This is a genomic window from Blastomonas sp. AAP25 (genome assembly GCF_001295965.1).
GTDB lineage: Bacteria > Pseudomonadota > Alphaproteobacteria > Sphingomonadales > Sphingomonadaceae > Blastomonas > Blastomonas fulva.
The window spans coordinates 73,692-91,612 of sequence record NZ_LJHP01000028.1 but is presented as its reverse complement, the minus strand read 5'-3'; the positions used below and the strand labels follow the sequence as shown (position 1 = coordinate 91,612).

The 17,921-nt window shown below is 64.5% G+C and carries 17 protein-coding genes; 5 read left to right on the top strand and 12 right to left on the bottom strand.

Features of this window, described 5'->3' with window-relative positions:
• Positions 1–44: 44 nt before the first annotated feature.
• The 5 genes from ftsH to ptsP all read right to left on the bottom strand — a co-directional run bounded on the left by ftsH (position 45) and on the right by ptsP (position 7,497).
• Positions 45–2,000, bottom strand: coding sequence for an ATP-dependent zinc metalloprotease FtsH (gene ftsH, locus IP68_RS16730; protein WP_054136149.1), 1,956 nt, complete (start codon positions 1,998–2,000; stop codon positions 45–47).
• A gap of 92 nt (positions 2,001–2,092) precedes the next feature.
• The gene (gene tilS / locus IP68_RS16725) at positions 2,093–3,061 is read right to left on the bottom strand and encodes a tRNA lysidine(34) synthetase TilS (RefSeq protein ID WP_054136148.1); all 969 of its coding nucleotides are present in this window, start codon (positions 3,059–3,061) and stop codon (positions 2,093–2,095) included.
• Positions 3,045–4,022 carry a tol-pal system YbgF family protein gene (locus tag IP68_RS16720; protein ID WP_054136147.1) on the bottom strand — a complete coding sequence of 326 codons (978 nt, stop codon included), beginning with the start codon at positions 4,020–4,022 and terminating at the stop codon, positions 3,045–3,047. Before IP68_RS16720 ends, tilS begins: the two co-directional genes overlap by 17 nt.
• Before the next feature lie 129 nt (positions 4,023–4,151).
• Positions 4,152–5,048, bottom strand: coding sequence for a helix-turn-helix domain-containing protein (locus tag IP68_RS16715; protein ID WP_150126194.1), 897 nt, complete (start codon positions 5,046–5,048; stop codon positions 4,152–4,154).
• A 166-nt stretch (positions 5,049–5,214) separates the two neighbouring features.
• Entirely contained in the window at positions 5,215–7,497 is a 2,283-nt protein-coding gene (gene ptsP / locus IP68_RS16710) for a phosphoenolpyruvate--protein phosphotransferase (protein WP_054136145.1), read from the bottom strand.
• Between the two features lie 233 nt (positions 7,498–7,730).
• Between ptsP and IP68_RS16705 the strand changes: the two genes are divergently transcribed.
• Entirely contained in the window at positions 7,731–8,801 is a 1,071-nt protein-coding gene (locus tag IP68_RS16705; protein ID WP_054136144.1) for a sensor histidine kinase, read from the top strand.
• A gap of 46 nt (positions 8,802–8,847) precedes the next feature.
• Here the strand turns inward: IP68_RS16705 and IP68_RS16700 are convergent, their stop codons facing one another.
• Positions 8,848–9,969 carry a DUF5694 domain-containing protein gene (locus IP68_RS16700; protein ID WP_082382448.1) on the bottom strand — a complete coding sequence of 374 codons (1,122 nt, stop codon included), beginning with the start codon at positions 9,967–9,969 and terminating at the stop codon, positions 8,848–8,850.
• Between the two features lie 316 nt (positions 9,970–10,285).
• Positions 10,286–10,444: a YdcH family protein gene (locus tag IP68_RS19855; protein WP_082382447.1), complete on the bottom strand. Its 159-nt coding sequence runs from the start codon at positions 10,442–10,444 to the stop codon at positions 10,286–10,288.
• 204 nt (positions 10,445–10,648) lie between these two features.
• On the opposite strand from IP68_RS19855, the gene IP68_RS16695 reads away from it, so the two are divergent.
• The 4 genes from IP68_RS16695 to IP68_RS16680 all read left to right on the top strand — a co-directional run bounded on the left by IP68_RS16695 (position 10,649) and on the right by IP68_RS16680 (position 13,772).
• Positions 10,649–10,846, top strand: coding sequence for a YdcH family protein (locus IP68_RS16695; RefSeq protein ID WP_054136142.1), 198 nt, complete (start codon positions 10,649–10,651; stop codon positions 10,844–10,846).
• 129 nt (positions 10,847–10,975) lie between these two features.
• A complete protein-coding gene (locus IP68_RS16690) occupies positions 10,976–11,455 on the top strand; it encodes a DUF1465 family protein (protein ID WP_054136141.1) in 480 nt (159 codons plus the stop codon).
• Positions 11,456–11,562: 107 nt separating this feature from the next.
• Positions 11,563–12,669: a phosphotransferase gene (locus tag IP68_RS16685; protein WP_054136140.1), complete on the top strand. Its 1,107-nt coding sequence runs from the start codon at positions 11,563–11,565 to the stop codon at positions 12,667–12,669.
• Positions 12,663–13,772, top strand: coding sequence for a hypothetical protein (locus IP68_RS16680; protein ID WP_054136139.1), 1,110 nt, complete (start codon positions 12,663–12,665; stop codon positions 13,770–13,772). Before IP68_RS16685 ends, IP68_RS16680 begins: the two co-directional genes overlap by 7 nt.
• Before the next feature lie 6 nt (positions 13,773–13,778).
• Here the strand turns inward: IP68_RS16680 and IP68_RS20675 are convergent, their stop codons facing one another.
• The 5 genes from IP68_RS20675 to IP68_RS16655 form a co-directional block, all read right to left on the bottom strand.
• The gene (locus IP68_RS20675) at positions 13,779–15,104 is read right to left on the bottom strand and encodes an RcnB family protein (protein ID WP_054136138.1); all 1,326 of its coding nucleotides are present in this window, start codon (positions 15,102–15,104) and stop codon (positions 13,779–13,781) included.
• 193 nt (positions 15,105–15,297) lie between these two features.
• On the bottom strand, positions 15,298–15,780 hold the full coding sequence (locus tag IP68_RS16670) for a GAF domain-containing protein (RefSeq protein ID WP_054136137.1): 483 nt from the start codon (positions 15,778–15,780) through the stop codon (positions 15,298–15,300).
• A gap of 25 nt (positions 15,781–15,805) precedes the next feature.
• The gene (arfB, locus tag IP68_RS16665; protein ID WP_054136136.1) at positions 15,806–16,213 is read right to left on the bottom strand and encodes an alternative ribosome rescue aminoacyl-tRNA hydrolase ArfB; all 408 of its coding nucleotides are present in this window, start codon (positions 16,211–16,213) and stop codon (positions 15,806–15,808) included.
• Entirely contained in the window at positions 16,206–16,919 is a 714-nt protein-coding gene (locus tag IP68_RS16660; protein WP_054136135.1) for an RluA family pseudouridine synthase, read from the bottom strand. Before IP68_RS16660 ends, arfB begins: the two co-directional genes overlap by 8 nt.
• Before the next feature lie 5 nt (positions 16,920–16,924).
• Complete coding sequence (locus IP68_RS16655; protein ID WP_082382445.1) at positions 16,925–17,917, bottom strand: LLM class flavin-dependent oxidoreductase; 993 nt, start codon at positions 17,915–17,917, stop codon at positions 16,925–16,927.
• Positions 17,918–17,921: the final 4 nt, after the last annotated feature.

Sequence of the window (17,921 nt, the reverse complement as noted above, 5' to 3'; positions counted from 1 at the left end):
GCCGGAACGAGTATTGCAATGCCGATCACGGATGAACGGTGGGCTCAGGCGCCCTGCGGCTTGGGATCGTGGAACGGACCCTTGCGCTTGCCTGCGCGCGGGATGACCGCACCGATGCCGGGAGCGACGTCGGGCTTGATCGACTTGCCATCAGGCCGATCGAGCTTGCCGGTGGCGATGATCTCCTGGATCTCGTCGCCACTCAGCGTCTCGAACTCGAGCAGTGCCTGGGCCAGCGTATGCAGCTGGTCGACATGCTCTGACAACACGTGCTTGGCACGGTCATAGCCCTGATCGACGATCTTGCGGATTTCCGCATCGATCTTGCGCGCGGTCTCGTCCGACATCATCATCCGCTGGCTTTGGCCATAGCCCAGATAGCCTTCGGACTGCTCTTCGTACTGCAGCGGGCCGAGCTCGTCGGACAGGCCCCATTTGGTGACCATGTCGCGCGCCAGCTTGGTCGCATACTGGATGTCGCCGCTGGCGCCGGAAGACACCTTGTCATAGCCGAAGATCACTTCCTCGGCGACGCGGCCACCCATCGACACGGCGAGGTTCGCATACATCTTGTCGCGGTGATAGCTGTACACGTCGCGTTCGGGCAGACGCATCACCATGCCCAGCGCACGGCCGCGCGGAATGATCGTCGCCTTGTGGATCGGATCCGAAGCCTCTTCGTGAACCGCGACGATGGCATGGCCAGCCTCGTGATAGGCGGTCATCCGCTTCTCGTCCTCGGTCATGACCATGGACTTGCGCTCGGCGCCCATCATGACCTTGTCCTTGGCAGCCTCGAACTCGCTCATCGCGACCAGACGCTTGCCACGGCGTGCAGCCAGCAGAGCGGCCTCGTTGACGAGGTTGGCAAGGTCTGCACCCGAGAAACCGGGCGTGCCGCGCGCGATCGTACGCGCATTGACGTCGGGCGCCAGCGGCACCTTCTTCATGTGCACCTGCAAGATCTTCTCGCGGCCCTCAATATCGGGGACCGGCACCACGACCTGGCGATCGAAGCGGCCTGGACGCAGCAGCGCGGGGTCGAGCACATCGGGACGGTTGGTCGCCGCGATGATGATGATGCCTTCATTGGCTTCGAAGCCGTCCATTTCGACCAGCAGCTGGTTCAGCGTCTGCTCGCGTTCGTCATTGGAGTTGCCAAGACCGCTACCGCGATGACGGCCAACCGCATCGATTTCGTCGATGAAGACGATGCACGGCGCATTCTTCTTGGCCTGCTCGAACATGTCGCGCACGCGGCTGGCACCGACGCCGACGAACATTTCGACGAAGTCCGAGCCCGAGATGGTGAAGAACGGCACGCCGGCTTCGCCTGCGATCGCACGGGCGAGCAGCGTCTTGCCGGTACCGGGCGAGCCGACCAGCAGCGCGCCCTTGGGGATCTGGCCGCCGAGTCGCGCAAACTTGCTGGGATCACGCAGGAACTCCACGATCTCCTGCAGCTCTTCGCGCGCTTCGTCGATTCCGGCGACGTCCTGGAAGGTCACCTTGCCCGACTTTTCCGTGAGCAGCTTGGCCTTGGACTTGCCAAAGCCCATCGCGCCGCTCGCCCCGCCGCCCTTCTGCACCTGACGGAGCACGAAGAAGGCGATGGTGATGATGAGAATGAACGGCAGCGACTGCAGCAGAATGTACATCAGCAAGCTAGGCTGCTCTTCAGCCTTGCCGCTGTAATCAATGCCTTTTTCTTCCAGCAGCGGGATCAGCGACGGGTCGTTCTCGACGCGGACTGCGGAGAACTGCTCGTCGTTGACATAGGTGCCGGTGACACGATCGGGCGAGATGGTCACGCTCTTGACCTGGCCGTCGGACACTCGGTCGCGGAAGGTGGAATAGCTGATCGAGCTTCCGCGATCCGCGCTGCCGCGGGTATCGATGAGCGATACGACCACCAGCAGGCCGATGATGACACCCGCCCAGATGAGCATGTTCTTCATCCAGCCGTTCTGGTTGGTGTTGGGATCCTGATCGTCGTTCATCACATAGCCTTTGCGGACGTAAACTATGTTCAAGATAGGCCACTAATCCTGAATGACAATATAATCCGCCTGCCATTTGGCGTAGGAAAGTTTTATTCGGTCGCCATCCCCTCGCCGCCCGCTCCACGCCGCGCAGGAGCCCGGGCAAAATGCCAGGTGGCACCGCCCCGACACAGCACATCGCCGATCATCCCCTGCCCGCCTGCGTTCAGCGTATCGATCAGCCGTCCCAGCGCCTCGCCGCGCGGCGCGATCCCCGGCTGTACCGCCTCGAGGCAACGCTGGACGAGCCGCCTGAGCAGTGCTGCAGGATAATCGTGCCGGATCAGCGATGCGCCGCCGGGCCCGGTATGCAGCACCTGTGCGGCTTCGGAATCGACCATCCAGTGCAGCGCATCGGCCACATCGGCGAGCGCCGCAGCCGAACGCACCGCCTGCACGGGGTCGACGGCATCGAACTGCCCCAGCGCAGCGCGCATCCGCACCCGATCGAAATCCGGGCTGGCGTTGCTGGGATCGCGCACGAACGGGATGGCCTGATCGGCGCAATATCGCTCCAGTTCGGCCTTGCGCAGGCAGAGAATCGGGCGGATCACCTGACCGTTTTTCGCGCGCACCGCAGCCAGCCCGTCGACCCCGCTGCCCCGCGCCAGCCGCATCAGCATCGTCTCGAGCTGATCGTCGGCATGATGCGCTGTCACGATGAACTCCGCGCCAGCCCGCGCCGCCGCTTGCGCCAACAGACGATAGCGGGTGGTCCGCGCCGCCGACTGGAGGTTGCCGGTGATCGGCGCATCGGGGCAGAGCGTGACATGCGGCACGGCGATGCTGGCGCAATAGTCCGCCACCATCGCGGCCTCGCCGGCGCTTTCGGGGCGAAGTCGGTGATCGACCGTGGCAGCTGATACGGGGCCTGCCCAGCCGCGCCGGACCATGTCGAGCATGGCCATGCTGTCGGGACCACCGGACACCGCCAGCAGCAGCGCGGCATCACGCCCCCCGGTCAGCGCCGCGAGCGCGCCTGCAACCTGCGTCAGGGGATCGTTATTTGCATCCGGCATTGCGGCGCCCGGAGGCCAACCGGTCCGACAGCCGCCCGGCGGCGACATCGGGATAAACCTCGGCAAGTTCCGCAAAGGCGATGCACGCCTTGGGCTTTTCGTTGAGCTTGATCAACGATTCCCCAAGGAAATACAGGCTCTCGGGCGCGCGATCACCCTTGGGCTCCTTCTCGTAATTCTCGGCGAACATCTTGGCTGCTGCGCTGGGCTTACCGTCGTCGAGATAGGCGCGACCCAGCAGGTTGCGGGTATAGCTGGTGCGCTTGTGCTTGGGGTGCTTGTCCAAAGCGAAGCGCAGCTGCGCCTGCGCCTCGGGAAGGAACTTGGCCTCCCACAGCCGATAGCCGTACAAATAGGCATCCTCGCCGGCATCCGTGGTCTCTGGCTTTTCGATCCGCGAGACCGCAGCGACGCGCTCTGCGCTGGGTGCGGCGGCGGCAGCCCCCGCAGCGGTCGTCGGCGCGGCAGGCGTGACGCGCGCAGGTGCTGCGCCGGTTCCTGCCCCCATGCCGCCCGTGGTGCCGGCAACCGGGGCGACAGCCGCAGCCGCGGCCTGCGCGGCCTTGTCCTCAAGCTGCGCCAGCCGCTTTTCTAGCTGGCCAAGCTTGTATCCGTTCTCCTCGGTCTGCGCGGTGAGCCGGGTGATCTGGTTTTCCAGCGTGTCGACCCGCTGCAGCAGATCGGTGATCGGCGCGCTGGCGCTGGTGCCGGTGGTGCTGGGCGCGGTCGCAGGCGCAGAAATTTCCGGCTCGAAGAAACGGTCCGATCCGCCCGGGAAAACCTTGCGCTGCACCGCGCGCATTTCGGTCTCCAGCTTCTTGACGCGCGGCTCGATCGACGCTGCCTGCGCGGCTGCGGGGCTGGCCGATGCCATCAGCGCAGCGATCAGGCTGCCGGCGATCAGCCGACCGGACCGGCTGAGGGGGCTTGCGCAGAGCAGGGAAAAACGGCGGGTGGACATGTCAGGCTCCAGCTCAAAAAGTGTTCGCAGGCGAACCTATACGGTGCCCACCGCTTTCGTCAAAGCCGGGCGATCACAAAATTGATGTCATGACGTCGCTGAACCTGAGTTGACCAGCGGTGGCGGGGTTCATCCCGCCTGATCGGTGCCGGTGCTGGCCTCGGTTGATTGCTGCGCAGGCTCTGCGGGACGCGCCAGCAGCGCGGTGGCGGTTACGGGAACATCCTTGACCGCAACCTCCGATGTGCCCAGCGGCGCCACGGTGCGACCGCCCACGGTGATCTCGAACGCGTCGGGACGTCCGGTCCAAACCTGCGGGGCCACGGCATCTGCGGGCACGGTGTACTGCTCACCCAGCGCCATCTGCTTCTGCATAAGCTGCTTGCCTTCGCCATCGTAGAACTTGATCCAGATATTGTCCTCGGTCGCGGTGAACACGACTTCGGCCTTGGGATCGACGGCGGCGGCGGCAGCGGCGGGCTTGCGATTGGCGGCAGCACCGGCCGCAGGGGCGCGCACGCTGCCTGCTTCGGCGTCGGCTGCCTGCGCAAGCTCCTCGACATTGGCGCCCGGGAAGAAATAAGTCCGCCAGATGCCGAACCCGGCAATCAGGATGACCGCGCCCACCGCAGCGGCCAGCCACGCGATCCGCGCCGATGGAACCTTGCTGGGCTCGTCGAGATCGAACTGGGTCGCTTCACGCGACGGCCCGGCGGACGAACTGCCCAGAGCTTCGCGGATCGACTGTGCAATCTCTTCTTCGGGAAGATCGACAGCGCGGGCATAGGCTCGGCCGAAGCCAATCGCATAAGTGCGTCCGGGCAGCCCGGCGAATTGGCCCGCCTCGATCGATTCAAGATGGCGAACGGGAATGCGGGTGCGCGAGGCGACGTCGTCGAGCGTCATCTTGTGTGCCACACGCGCGTCGCGCAGACGTTCTCCGGCATGGGCGGGCGGGAACAAACTTCCCGTCTCCGCACCATCTGCTGATGGTTCGCCTTGTGCTTCCTCTGGCGTCTTGGCCACGTGCGCGCTCCCGACCCGGGTTTACCCGGTTGTAGTATTGCCCCTGCCCAGCAGAAACAACGAATGGCCGCCAAAGTCAACGTTTTTGGGCGATTCCAGCGGGCTTATCTATGCAAACAGATGTAACTGAACTGCCTCTTGACGGAGTATTGCAAACCTTTGCGGGTCACGCCAGCTCGACCCCTTGTGCCTGCGCCCAGGCGAGCAGTTCGCCGCGCATGTCGGCAGGCGGATGGCTGAGCAGCTCTTCCATCTTGGCGCTGGCCGCCGCGATGTCGAGCGAGCGCACCATGGCCTTGATCGGGCCGACGGCAGCGGGCGTGATCGACAGCCGCCGCATGCCGATGCCGAGCAGCGCTAGCGCCTCGAGCTGCCGCCCACCCATTTCGCCGCATACTGTGACGTCGATGTTATAGGGTGCAACGTCGCGGACCACCCGGCGCAGGAAGCGCAGGATCGAGGCCGAGATCCAGTCGTAGCGCTGCGCCAATTTGGGGTGAGCGCGGTCAGCTGCCAGCAGGAACTGGGTGAGATCGTTGGTGCCGATCGACAGGAAATCGAGCTTTGGTCCAAGGATATCAAGCGTTTCGGCAAGCGCAGGCACCTCTAACATCGCGCCGTAGCGGATGCGCTCTGGCAACATCTTCTTGCGCGCCTTCAGGAACGCGAGCTGGTCTTCAAATACCTGCCGCGCGGCATCAAACTCCCAAGGCTCTGCCACCATCGGGAACATGACGTTGAGCGTGCGCCCTGCAGCCGCCTCGATCAGCGCGCGCGCCTGCACCTTGAGCAGCCCGTCGCGCTCCAGCGCCAGCCGCAGCGCGCGCCAGCCCATTGCGGGGTTCTCCTCGCCCGGCCCGTCCTCGCGCAGATAAGGCAGCGACTTGTCGCCGCCGATGTCGAGCGTGCGGAAGATCACCGGCTTTTCGCCTGCCGCATCGAGAACGTCGCGGTACAGGCGCAGCTGCCGCTCGCGCTGCGGCAATGTCGCGGAGACGAGAAACTGGAATTCTGTCCGGAACAGCCCGACGCCATCGGCGCCCGAAACCGAAAGATGCGCAATGTCGTCGCGCAGGCCTGCGTTGATCAGCACCCCGATTCGCGTACCGTCCTTGCTCACAGGCTCGACATCGCGCAGCGCGGCATAGGCCGCCATCTTCTCGCGGCTGCGCAGGAACTTCTGCTCGAACGCCTCGATCACCTGCGGCGCGGGGCGGATGAGCACCGAATTCTCGTTGGTGTCGATCAGCAGGTGGTCGTCCTGGCGCACCTGGTGGCGGATGTTGCGCATCCGCCCCATCACCGGAATGCCCATTGCGCGCGCCACGATCGTGACATGCGCGGTGAGCGATCCTTCCTCAAGGATCACCCCCTTGAGCCGCCGCCGGTCGTATTCGAGCAGTTCGGCCGGGCCCAGATTGCGCGCGATCAGAATGGTGTCCTGGCGCAATCCCATCTGCGCTGCGGTGCCGATCTGGCCCGAGACGATGCGCAGCAGCCGGTTGGAAAGGTCCTCCAGATCGTGCATCCGGTCGGCGAGCAGCGGATCGTCGATCTGGCGCATCCGCATCCGGGTGCGCTGCTGGACGCGCTCGATCGCGGCTTCCGCAGTCAGGCCGCTGTCGATCGCCTCGTTGATCCTGCGCGACCAGCCTTCGTCATAAGCGAACATCTTGTAGGTCTCGAGCACCTCGTCGTGCTCGCCACCGGTGCCGAATTCGGCCTGGCTCGACATCTTGTCGATCTGCTCGCGCATCTTGATGAAGGCCGAATAGACCCGCTGGCGCTCGGCCTCGACGTCCTCGGCCACGACATGCTCGATGGTGATGCGCGGCTGGTGGAATACCGCCTTGCCGCTGGCAAGACCCGCAACCAGGGGAAAGCCGATCTCGTGTTGCGAATGGGTGAGCTCGGCCTGCCCGTCAAAGGTGCCGTGTTCGTCGACCATCTCGGCATTGGCGATCAGCTCGGACAGCACCATCGCCACCGTCTGCATCGCCTCGATCTCGACCTCGAGATAGCGGCGCGGTTCGACATGCTGGATGCACAGCACCCCGATCGCGCGCTCCATGCGGACGATGGGAACTCCGGCAAAGCTGTGGAACTTTTCCTCGCCGGTTTCGGGGCGATACTGAAAGTCCGGGTGCGCGGTGGCCTCGGCAAGGTTCAGCGTCTCGACATTCTTGGCGATCGTGCCCGTAAGCCCCTGCCCCAGGGCCAGCTTTGTGACATGGACCGCCTCCTGGTTGAGACCGCGGGTGGCGAACAGCTCGAGCACGCCTTCGCGCAGCAGATAGATCGAGCACACCTCGCTGTTGAGCGAATCGCCGATGATGTCCACCACCTGGTTGAGCTTGGCCTGCGCATTGGATCGTGCCGCCATAACGTCGTGCAGACGGGTCAGGATGTTGCGGGCGGCAAGGGTGGCGTTGATCTGGGCTTCCGACATGGGCGGAGGTCTAGCACGCAGTTGCGCGCTAGGCTATCGGGGGTTGGCCCCGATTTGGCAGCGAGGGGTTGCGTCCCCACCCGTTACGAATTCGTGCGCGATGGATGCCACCGGCATGCTAGCAGACGGATATCGGGACAGTATTCGGTTTTTGCCGATCCATATCTGCTTCAAAAAATGGGATGCCAACAAGGCCGCGTCTTGCGGTCCGGGCAACCGGAAGGGCGTGCCACATGGCTGCCGATCAAACACCGATCAATCTGGGCCGCTCGCTGGGGCTGGCGGTCGTGCTTGCGTCCAATGCACCTCTGCTGCTGCTCGACGACAAGCTGACCATTGTTGCCGCGAGCGACAGCTTTTGCGCCGCGTTCGGGATCGATCCTGCAACCGTTACCGGACAAACCATCTATGATCTGGACCACCACCACTGGGACTTGCCGCGGCTGCACTCGCTGATCGACGCGACCCTGTCAGGCGCGGCGGATATCGAAGCCTATGAGATGGAGATTCTGACCAGCGCCGGCGCGACACGCTGTGTGGTCATCAAGGCGCAGCTGCTTGAATATGGCGACATCGACAATTCGCGGATGCTGGTCACGGTCATCGATGTCACCGAGACACGCAAGGACGACAAGCGCCACAAGGAGCTGATCCAGACCAACGCGGCGCTCCTGCACGAGATGCAGCACCGGGTGGCCAACAGCCTGCAGATCATCGCAAGCATTCTGATGCAGAGTGCCCGCAAGGTGCAGTCTGAAGAGGCACGCGGCCATCTGAGCGATGCGCATCAGCGCGTCATGTCGATCGCGACCCTGCAGCGCCACCTCGCCCAGTCCGATGGCGGAGCCGTCGAACTTTCGCCGTATCTGACGCAATTGTGCACCAGCATCGGCGCTTCGATGATTCACGACCGCAAGAGGTTGACGCTGACGACGCGGGTCGACCCGGTTCTGATAGACGGGGACGTTTCGGTGAGCATGGGTCTGGTCGTGACCGAACTGGTGATCAACGCGCTCAAGCATGCGTTTCCGGACGGACGCATCGGCAATGTCGTTGTCGGCTATACCGCAGACGCAGACGACTGGACGCTTTCGGTGTCGGACGACGGCATCGGCATGGACGCCGATGCCGAAGATACCCAAGCCGGGCTCGGCACCCGCATCATCCAGGCGCTCGCCAAGCAGCTGGGGGCGATAATCTCCGTCGAGGATGCCGCGCCGGGCACGCGCGTCTCGCTGATCCATACACGAAAAATCGGGCGTGAAGTCGCGGAGAATGACGAGGCGGAAAATGGTGTGGCATAAAAACCCGCGCGCACCAAAGTGCGATGCATGGGTTCCGGATTAAGCCCTAGCGAAGAACCGCACCGGCATCGGCCAGATGGACGTCGTGCATTTGATTCAGATACGCTTCGTAATAGCCCTTGTGCGATGCGCCGACGATGGTCAGCAGGCGCGTTCCCGGATAGCGACCGATGATGTCGCGCATATTTGCCACCATGCGCAAATTCCGCGTTTCCCAATAACCGACATATTGCCTGCCAAAGCCCTGGGGCGACGGCTCGACCAGTGCGGCCCCGAAATCCGATCGATAAACGAGCATGGGCGCATCGGGTGCGTTATAGGCGCGGTAGAGGTTCAGCAGGCCATCGGGCTGCGCCAGTCGTGCGGTCAGCTGCTCGCTTTCGGCCCGACGCGCGCGGGTTGCCGGGTTGTCCCAGGCCTTCGTGATCGCCGCTTCATTTGCCTGGATCTCTTCTGGGATGACCGGTCCAGGCGAGTCCGCAGAGTGATCGTCGACGCTCCACAGCCGCTCGAGCCCCAGCCGCGCGGCAAGCGTGGCAGCGACCAGATAGGTCTCGTTGCGCCGCGTCCGGGCTGTCTCCAGCGTGGTGACAAGAGCGTCGGTCAGGCCGTCTCCTGCTCGGCGTTCCTCGGCTGGCAGCCTGAGCCACTGCACCAGCGCCGACCCGCGTTCGCCCGAAGCGAGGAATATTGCTGCCAGATTGCGACGCTGCGCGGGGGCGGGTGTTGCCGGCCACGCGGCGAGCAGGCGTTCCGCCTCGGCATTGGCCGCTGGAACGTCGAGGCCGGTGGCTTGCCCCGCTGGAGCGGGATCGAAGCAATAGGTCTTTACCGTCTCTGCGTACCGTGAAGGATAGCGGCGCAGACTGTCGCACTGCAGGCCGGAAAGGTCCTCGGTCGCAATCGCCGTTGGACTCCATGCGGCGAGCCGGTCGAGCAATGGCGCGAGCATGTCGGGCGTGAAGCTGTCGGGAAGCCCCGACAGGTGCGGCGTGCCGAGGACCAGCACCTCATTCGGCGTGCTGCTGGCAGGCAGCTTCAGCGCGCTGGGATCGAAGCTGGGGCGATAGGACTGCGCGGATACAGGCAGGGCGCAAAGCGCGATCCCCAGACCCAGCATCATGCGCGTCCTGAAAAGGCCGAATACTGTCATGCGGTCCGAACTCATGATCCGCCCCTTCCTTGATGTGTGTTGCTGTATTGATACACCACATCAGATTGGCTGTCCATGGCCGCTGCGCTGCCCCATACGCAGCCACGCCTGCATCGCGCGGACCGCAGTCGCCCGCACGTGCATTCTGCCCCTGGTGTGAATTGCCCTTGATGGGAAGGAATCATGTCCAGCGAGCCGTTGCTCCAGCTGGCGGAGGGCATTTTCGCCACTCCCCGTCGCCCGGCGCGCGATCTGACCCCTCGTCAGACGCGCCGGGCTTGGATTTGGCGTCCGGGATCTGCCCCGGTCCGCTCTAGATCAGATCAGTTGATCAATGCAGGCTGATCTCTTCCTTGATGCGCAGTTTCTGCTTCTTGAGCTTGGCAATCAGCGCGGTATCGGGCGCCGGCCTGCGTTCCTCGTCGTGGATCATCCGTTCAATCCCGGCATGCTTGGCCATGAGAGCTTGCGTATGACTGTCTTGCAGCATGTATGTCTCCTTCGACTCGTTGCCTTCTCATCTTGGGATCGTGATCTAAACATAAAATTTATGGGCTGTCTGTGGTGTTATGCACAGGTGCGCTTGCAATGCGGCGAAACATTCCATAACCGCGACAATCGGCAGGCGTGTGGTCTGCCCACAGGATAATCCGGTGCCCGATGCGGCCCGGCCAGGTCTGGAAAGGCGTCGCGCGTGACAGAGGAAGAAGTCCGGCAGAAGCTGGCCTTGCTGCGCATCGAACATCGCGACCTCGATCATGCCATCGGCTCGTTGAGCAATGGCGGCACCACCGATATGCTGCAGCTTGCCCGGCTGAAGAAGCGCAAGCTGCTGCTGCGCGACCAGATCGCCATGCTCGAAGATTATCTGATCCCCGACATCATCGCCTGATCGCCGCGCCGCAAGCGGGTCTTCATCCGGGCAGTCGCAACTGTTCCGCGTTGACACAGGCGCGGTGTTTGCGGGCTTAACCATAGGTTCCGGCTGGGCAGCCCCACGGGATTTTGGCAAGGATGAGGCATGTCCAACCACAAATTCCCTTTCACGGTCAAACTGGTCGAGTCGCTCTATGTCGAGGCGATGGTACTGGCCGACGAGGCGCGTTCCTATTTCGAGCTGACGCCAGAAGACCAGGGGCTGACCCGGCATGACGACATTCGCATCGATATGTCGTGCGAATCGCTGCGCGTGACCACCCGGCTGATGCATTCGATCGCCTGGCTGCTCAACCAGAAGGCCTATTTTGCAGGCGAACTCTCGCTGCACCAGTTGCATAGCCGCAGCCGCTCGCTGGGCAAATGCACCTCGAGCGATCCCTTCGTGGTCGCTCGTCTGCCGCAGGAAGCCCAGCGGCTGGTGCAAGAAACCCAGCACCTGCTCGACCGGCTGGTCCGGCTGGAAAAGTCGCTCGAGGCCGAGCGGCTGGGCTTTGTCGAGGAAACCGCCTTGCGCCCCGCAGTGCTGCAGATGCAGGCGCGGCTCGCCAGCGAACTCGCCTGACACGGCGCATCTGCCCCCTGCCCAACTGAGCGATTGCAATCCTTCCGCGCTGGTTTAATCATACGATTAAACTATCGACCGGGTCAGAACCGGCGGAGAGGAATAGCATGGAGGCGTTTCCAACGCGGGCGGAGGATATCACGCCGGACTGGCTGCAGGCGCAGCTCGACAATGCGGGCGTGCTGGGCGGCGCGCGGATTGCCGCCATCACCTGCGCGTCGATCGGCACCGGTCAGGTGGGCGATACCGTACGGATCGCGCTGGCCTATGACCGCCCTGCCCCCGGCGCCCCGGCCTCGATCGCTGCCAAGCTGCCCTCGCGCGACGCCACCAGCCGCTCGACTGCGGCGCATTTCCGGCTCTATCTGCGCGAGGTCAACTTCTATGCCCGCATCGCCCCCCTGGTCGCGATGCGGGTGCCCAAGGTCTATGCCACGCTGATCGAGCCGACCGGATGCGATTTCATCCTGCTGTTCGAGGATCTGGGCCCGGCGCGCGCTGGCGACCAATTGGCGTCCTGCACGCTCGACGAGGCCCGGCTGGCGGTGTGTCAGGCGGCATCGCTGCACGCGTCAACCGACAATCTGAGCGTGCTGGACGAGGACTGGCTGCTCCCCGATCCGCAAGCGCGCGACTGGATCATCCAGGCCTATCCCGGCGCGCAGGCCGTGTTCCGCGAGCGTTATGCGGGGCAGATCGAGCCCGAATACCTCGCCATCTCCGAGGCGCTGGCCGACGCTGCGCCGCACTGGTTCGGCTGGCAGCCCGGCACCCGCTGCCTCATCCATGGCGACTTCCGGCTCGACAATATGCTGTTTGACATTCGCGGCGGTGCAGAGCCTCTGGCGGTGGTCGACTGGCAGACCTGCGTCACCGGCGCCGGCACCAGCGACCTTGGCTATTTTCTGGGCACCGGCATCGGCACCGATCTGCGCCGCGCGCACGAAGCCGAGCTGATCGATCTGTATTGCGCCGAAATGAGCCGCCACGGCGTGCCGCGCAGCAGCAACACGATCTGGGACGATTACCGCATCGGCGCGCTGTCGGGGCTGTCGACCGCGGTGTTCAGCGCCGCCTTTGTCGAGCGCACAGCCCGCGGCGATGCCAACTTCCTGTCGATGGCGCGCGGCGCGTGCAGCCTCGCGCTGGACCATGACAGCATCGGCGCGCTGCTGTGCCATGCGGAGCGCAACACGGAGACCACGACATGCTGACCCGAGGCGATGATTACCCGCTCCACCAGACCGCAGAGCCGATCGCCTATGCAGGCACCGACCGCAATTTCTACGACCGCTATTTCTTCAACGGCTACAACCCCGATGGCACCGGCTTCTTCGCGCTGGCCTTTGGCGTCTACCCCCATCTCGATATCGCAGATGCGAGCTTTTCATTCATTAGCAACGGGTTGCAGCATGCTCTTCACGCCTCGCGCGAGCTTGCCATGGAGCGGATGGACATGGCCGTAGGGCCGATCCGCATCGAGGTGATCGAGCCGCTCAGGGTCTTGCGCATCCTGGTGGACGGTGAAGGCATCCGGGCCGACATCACCTTCACCGGCCGCGCCTTCCCGATCGAAGAGCCGCGCTTCACCTTCCGCAACGGTCCGCGCACCTTCATGGACTACACCCGCATGACCCAGAACGGGCACTATAGCGGCTGGATCGAAATCGATGGCGAGCGGGTCGAGCTGGCGCCAGGCTGCGCGGGAACCCGCGACCGCAGCTGGGGCGTGCGCCCGATCGGCGCGCCTGATGCGCAGCCGCATTCCGGCAGCGCGCAACCGGCATTCTTCTGGCAATGGACCCCGATCAACCTGCCCAGCCGCAGCCTGTTCTTCCACCTCAACGCACACCGATCGGGATCGGCGTGGAACACCCGCGCGGTGGTCGCACCCGATGGCGCCGGGCATGACGGGTTCGATGAGACGCCCTCGGCGCTGCTGGAGACGCAGATCGAGCCCGGCACCCGCTGGCCCGCAGGCGGGACGCTGACGATCCAGACCGATACCGGGCCACTCGCCGTGACCTTCGAGCCGGTGCAGCGGTTCCAGATGCGCGGGCTGGGCTATACCTGTCCGAAATGGGGTCATGGCCGCCACCACGGGTCCTTGGTGGTAGAGCGCGATGTCATCGATCTTTCCGCAATCGATCCGATGGCACCGACGATGGAAAACCTGCACGTGCAAATCCTCTGCCGCGTCACCACCAGCGAAGGCGAACAGGGGCTGGGCACGTTCGAACAGCTGGTGCTCGGACCCTATGAACCCTTGGGACTGACCGGCTATGTCGATTCGCCGGTCAGCCGCTCCAAGGACTGAAACCGCCTACCTGGCGTGCACTTTCACGTTCTTGCTGCGATAGACCCTGGGGCGGTGGCGAACGGGAACCGTCTCGGTCACCACCACCTCTTCGGTGCAATTGCAGGCAGCAGGCGTGATCGTCACCGTGGTGACGATCGGCGGCGGGTAGTAATAATAATATCCCGGCGGCGGGGGCGGATAGCCGCCCTGCCCCGGAGGCGGCGGATAGCCGGCCCCCTGTTGGGCGAGCAGACGCCTGCAGCGTTCGCGGTCCTCGGCCTTGTCGATCACCATTCCGGCGACGGCACCGACGCCCGCGCCGATCAGCGTGCCACCGGTGCGGTTGCCGCGTCCGGCGACGCGGTTGCCCGCAAGACCGCCGACAGCCGCGCCAATCGCCGCGCCGCCCAGACCGCTGTCACGGCGGCAGGCTTCGAGAAAGGCGGGGTCGTAGTCACCGGCAAAGGCAGGCGGCGGGGCGATGGGAGGCTGGCCGTAGCTGACGCCGTATCCGCCCTGCGCCTCGCGAGCGAGCAGCCGCTTGCAGCGCTCGCGGTCCTCCGCCTTGTCGAGCACCATGCCAGCGACCGCGCCGACGCCCGCACCGATCAGCGTCCCGCCGGTGCGGTTGCCGCGCCCTGCGATGCGATTGCCCGCAAGACCGCCCGCAGCCGCGCCGATCGCCGCGCCGCCCAGACCGCTGTCACGGCGGCAGGCTTCGAGAAAGGCCGGGTCGTACTCGCGGTCATATTGCGCGACCGGAGGCGGAGGCGCCATATCATCGGGGTCGTAATCGACCCCCGGCGCCGTGTCTTCTGCGGTTTGTGCCCAATGCGTGCCATGCACCACCTGATCGTTGCCGAGCAGCAGATCGCCGTCATAATTGTACGGATCGTAATCGGGCGAATAGGTCTGGCTGACCACTGCCTGCCCGGCCTGCGCCGCCTGCCAGTTCACGCCCTGCACGCTGTCATACACACGGCCATTGCGATCGGTCAGCACGGCGTCGTCATAATAACGCGACCAGCCATAGCCCTGCGCCGGGCGGGCCAGGCCATAGCCCTGCCAGTTGGAGATGTAATAAGTCGGCGCGATCCAGATGCGGGGCAGCAGGAAGCCACGGAACGGGCGGACATAGGCAGGCGCGCCGACCGGGATGCGCGCGCCATAGGATGGCATGCCCACCGGTCCACGCTTGAGGGCACTGCCTGCCTTGAAATCGAGCCTCGACGGCAGCGGCCGCGACAGCTGCGAATCGGCGGCCAGAACAGGCAGGGCCAGCGAAACTGCACCACCGATACAGGCGGCAACGGCAGCATGGCGCACAGAAGCAAAAGCGCGGCTCTTCATGGTTAACTCCCCTCGGACAATCGGGCAGGCCATCGCAGAAAAGGGACGCAACCGCCCCCCGCCCATTCAGCCTGGTTAAGCGATTGTTAGCATTTACAGGGGGTTTGCACCATCGCACCGATGTAAAACCGGGTGCCCTGGCGCGGGCTGTTTCAATATGGGGCAGCGCACACAAACAGGTTAACGCAAGGGTTCAGATGCGTCCGGCGAGCGTTTTTGCCAGCCGCTCGATCCCGGCGCGGTCATCTGCATCGAACCGCGCCGGATGCGGGCTGTCGAGATCGATGACATGCGTTACCTGCCCTTCATGGATCACCGGCACCACCAGCTCGGACTGGCTCGCAGCATCGCAGGCGATGTGACCGGGAAAGGCATGGACGTCGTCGACCAGTTGGGTTTCGCCGCTGGCTGCCGCGGTGCCGCAGACGCCGCTGCCCAGCGCGATGCGGATGCAGGCAGGCTTGCCCACAAAAGGGCCCAGCACCAGCCCGCCATCGACCATGCGATAGAAGCCCGCCCAGTTGAGCCCGGGCAGGAACTGGCCCAGCAATGCAGCGACATTGGCCATGTTGGCGACACCGTCACGCTCGCCATCGACCAAGGCAAATGCTGCGGAATGCAGGTCGTCATACAGCTGGGGTTTGGGAGTATTTGTATCAATTTCAAACGCGTACATGCCAAAGCTTTCACACAATAAAAGGTCAGTCGAAGGCGACGCGACCCCGGTTCTTCTTCACCGTCGACCGGTTCTTCTTGCCCGCCAGCCGCTCGGTCTTGCCCACGCGGTTAAGCCGCGACCGCGCGCGGGTGGCGGGCAGATCATAGGCCTCTGCCAGCATCGCCGACACGCGTTCGCGCGCCAACTTGCGATTGGCCTCCTGCGTGCGGTGGTTGCGCGCCAGGATGACCAGCTCGCCTTCCTGGTTGATCTTACTACCTGCCAATGATTTCAGTCTGTTATAAACCAAAGGTGGCAAACCTAGAGCGTAAATATTGACGTGCAGCTGGACCGCTGTTGCCACCTTGTTGACGTTCTGGCCGCCAGGGCCGGAGGCAGTGATGAACCGTTCGGAGACGATTGCGTGATCGGGGACGGTGAAATCATTCATCGCCTGCCGCCTCGGCCACGCTCTGGTCTTGCTGGGAGCCAAATCCCAGATCGATGAAGCGCCTGGGCATCGGTGCGGCGGCGAGCACTGGCGGCTTGTCCCCGCGCGGCACCACCAGCCCCGCTGCATGCAGCATCAGGCCCGAGGAATAGCTCTTGCCGTAAAACGGATCGCCGAGCAGCGGCTTGCCCAGCCCGTGCAGCGCATGCACGCGAATCTGGTGGGTGCGTCCGGTCTCGGGGCGGAACTCGACGAGCGTCCGCCCTCCTGTCGCCGCGATCCGCTTCCAGTGCGTCACCGCGCGCTTGCCGGCGGCGTCGGGCACGATCCGCCAGCCAGCTTCGGCAGTGCTGGTCTTGCCCAGCGCGATGTCGATCGTGCCGAGGTCGTCATCGAGGTCGCCCTCGACGATCCCGAGATAGGTCTTCTCCACCGCGCCACTCTCGAACGCCGCTCCGAAGCGCTTGGCCGCCTTGGCGTGGCGCGCCAGCAACAGACAGCCAGACGTGTCCTGATCGAGCCGATGCACAGCCGTCGGCGACCGCTGGAAGCCGAAGCGCAACTGGACGAGATAATCGTCGAGACTGCGCCCGCCCTTGCGCGGCTGGGTGACCGGAAGCCCCGCGGGCTTGTCGATGACGATCGCCTCGCCATCCATGAAGGGTAGCGTCTCGGCGACGCAAAAGGCTGGTGTGTGAAAGCCCATGATCGTCAGGCCGCCTCTGCCATCTCGAAGCTGCGCGCGAACAGCTCGATCGCGCGCATCCGGTCGGCATGGTGATAGGCATTGCACGAGATCATCACCTCGTCCGCACCGAACGCCTCGACCAAAGCCCCCACCTTGTCGCGCACCACATCGGGCGTGCCGAAGGCAGCGATCCGCGCCTGCGCGCCGATGATCATCGCCTCGCGCTCGGTAAAGCCCATATCGCGGCTTTCCTCGGGCGACACCGCAGGCTGAAGCCCGCCGCCAAGCAACCGCGCGATGTTGAGGAAATAATTCTTGCGCAGCAGATCGGCCTGATCGGCATCGTCACAGGCAAAGGCGGTGGTCGCGAGCATGACATGAGGCTTGTCGAGCATGGCGCTGGGGCGGAAATTGTGGCGGTACAGTTCGGTCAGCCCCGGCGTTGCCTGCGGGTTGATGAACAAGGCGAGCGCATAAGGCAGCCCCAGTTGCGCTGCGAGCACCGCGCTGTCGGGGCTGGTGCCGAGAATCCAAACCGGAACCTCCCCCTCCGGTTCGGGGCTGAGCCGCGGCTCGGCAAGATCCCCGGTCATGTAGCCGACCAGATCGGCCATCTGCTGGGGGAAATCGCGGAACGAGGGCGGGTGCGGCGCAGACAGGGCCGCTGCGACCCGCATCTCCCCACCGGGCGCACGGCCCACGCCCAGATCGATCCGGTCGGGATAGAGGTTGCTCAGCACTGCAAACTGCTCGGCGACCTTGTAGGCGCTGTAATGCGGCAGCATCACCCCGCCCGACCCCAGACGGATCCGCGAGGTATGCGCGCCCATCACAGCGATCAGGATTTCCGGCGCGCTGCCGCACAGGAAGCGGCTGGCGTGATGCTCGGACACCCACAGCCGGTGATAGCCCAGCCGGTCGGCCAGGCGCGCGGCCTCCAGCGTGCCGGAAAGCGCGGTGGCGGCAGGGACATCGGCGAAGCGCACCGACTGGTCGAGCAATGAAAATTGTACCATGCCC

What these genes read in the sequence shown, in the direction of transcription:
- ftsH (WP_054136149.1), bottom strand. Translation starts at nt 2,000, where the DNA reads ATGAACGACGATCAGGATCCCAACACCAACCAGAACGGCTGGATGAAG.
- tilS (WP_054136148.1), bottom strand. Translation starts at nt 3,061, where the DNA reads ATGCCGGATGCAAATAACGATCCCCTGACGCAGGTTGCAGGCGCGCTC.
- IP68_RS16720 (WP_054136147.1), bottom strand. Translation starts at nt 4,022, where the DNA reads ATGTCCACCCGCCGTTTTTCCCTGCTCTGCGCAAGCCCCCTCAGCCGG.
- ptsP (WP_054136145.1), bottom strand. Translation starts at nt 7,497, where the DNA reads ATGTCGGAAGCCCAGATCAACGCCACCCTTGCCGCCCGCAACATCCTG.
- IP68_RS16705 (WP_054136144.1), top strand. Translation starts at nt 7,731, where the DNA reads ATGGCTGCCGATCAAACACCGATCAATCTGGGCCGCTCGCTGGGGCTG.
- IP68_RS16700 (WP_082382448.1), bottom strand. Translation starts at nt 9,969, where the DNA reads ATGAGTTCGGACCGCATGACAGTATTCGGCCTTTTCAGGACGCGCATG.
- IP68_RS19855 (WP_082382447.1), bottom strand. Translation starts at nt 10,444, where the DNA reads ATGCTGCAAGACAGTCATACGCAAGCTCTCATGGCCAAGCATGCCGGG.
- IP68_RS16690 (WP_054136141.1), top strand. Translation starts at nt 10,976, where the DNA reads ATGTCCAACCACAAATTCCCTTTCACGGTCAAACTGGTCGAGTCGCTC.
- IP68_RS16685 (WP_054136140.1), top strand. Translation starts at nt 11,563, where the DNA reads ATGGAGGCGTTTCCAACGCGGGCGGAGGATATCACGCCGGACTGGCTG.
- IP68_RS16680 (WP_054136139.1), top strand. Translation starts at nt 12,663, where the DNA reads ATGCTGACCCGAGGCGATGATTACCCGCTCCACCAGACCGCAGAGCCG.
- IP68_RS20675 (WP_054136138.1), bottom strand. Translation starts at nt 15,104, where the DNA reads ATGAAGAGCCGCGCTTTTGCTTCTGTGCGCCATGCTGCCGTTGCCGCC.
- IP68_RS16670 (WP_054136137.1), bottom strand. Translation starts at nt 15,780, where the DNA reads ATGTACGCGTTTGAAATTGATACAAATACTCCCAAACCCCAGCTGTAT.
- arfB (WP_054136136.1), bottom strand. Translation starts at nt 16,213, where the DNA reads ATGAATGATTTCACCGTCCCCGATCACGCAATCGTCTCCGAACGGTTC.
- IP68_RS16660 (WP_054136135.1), bottom strand. Translation starts at nt 16,919, where the DNA reads ATGGGCTTTCACACACCAGCCTTTTGCGTCGCCGAGACGCTACCCTTC.
- IP68_RS16655 (WP_082382445.1), bottom strand. Translation starts at nt 17,917, where the DNA reads ATGGTACAATTTTCATTGCTCGACCAGTCGGTGCGCTTCGCCGATGTC.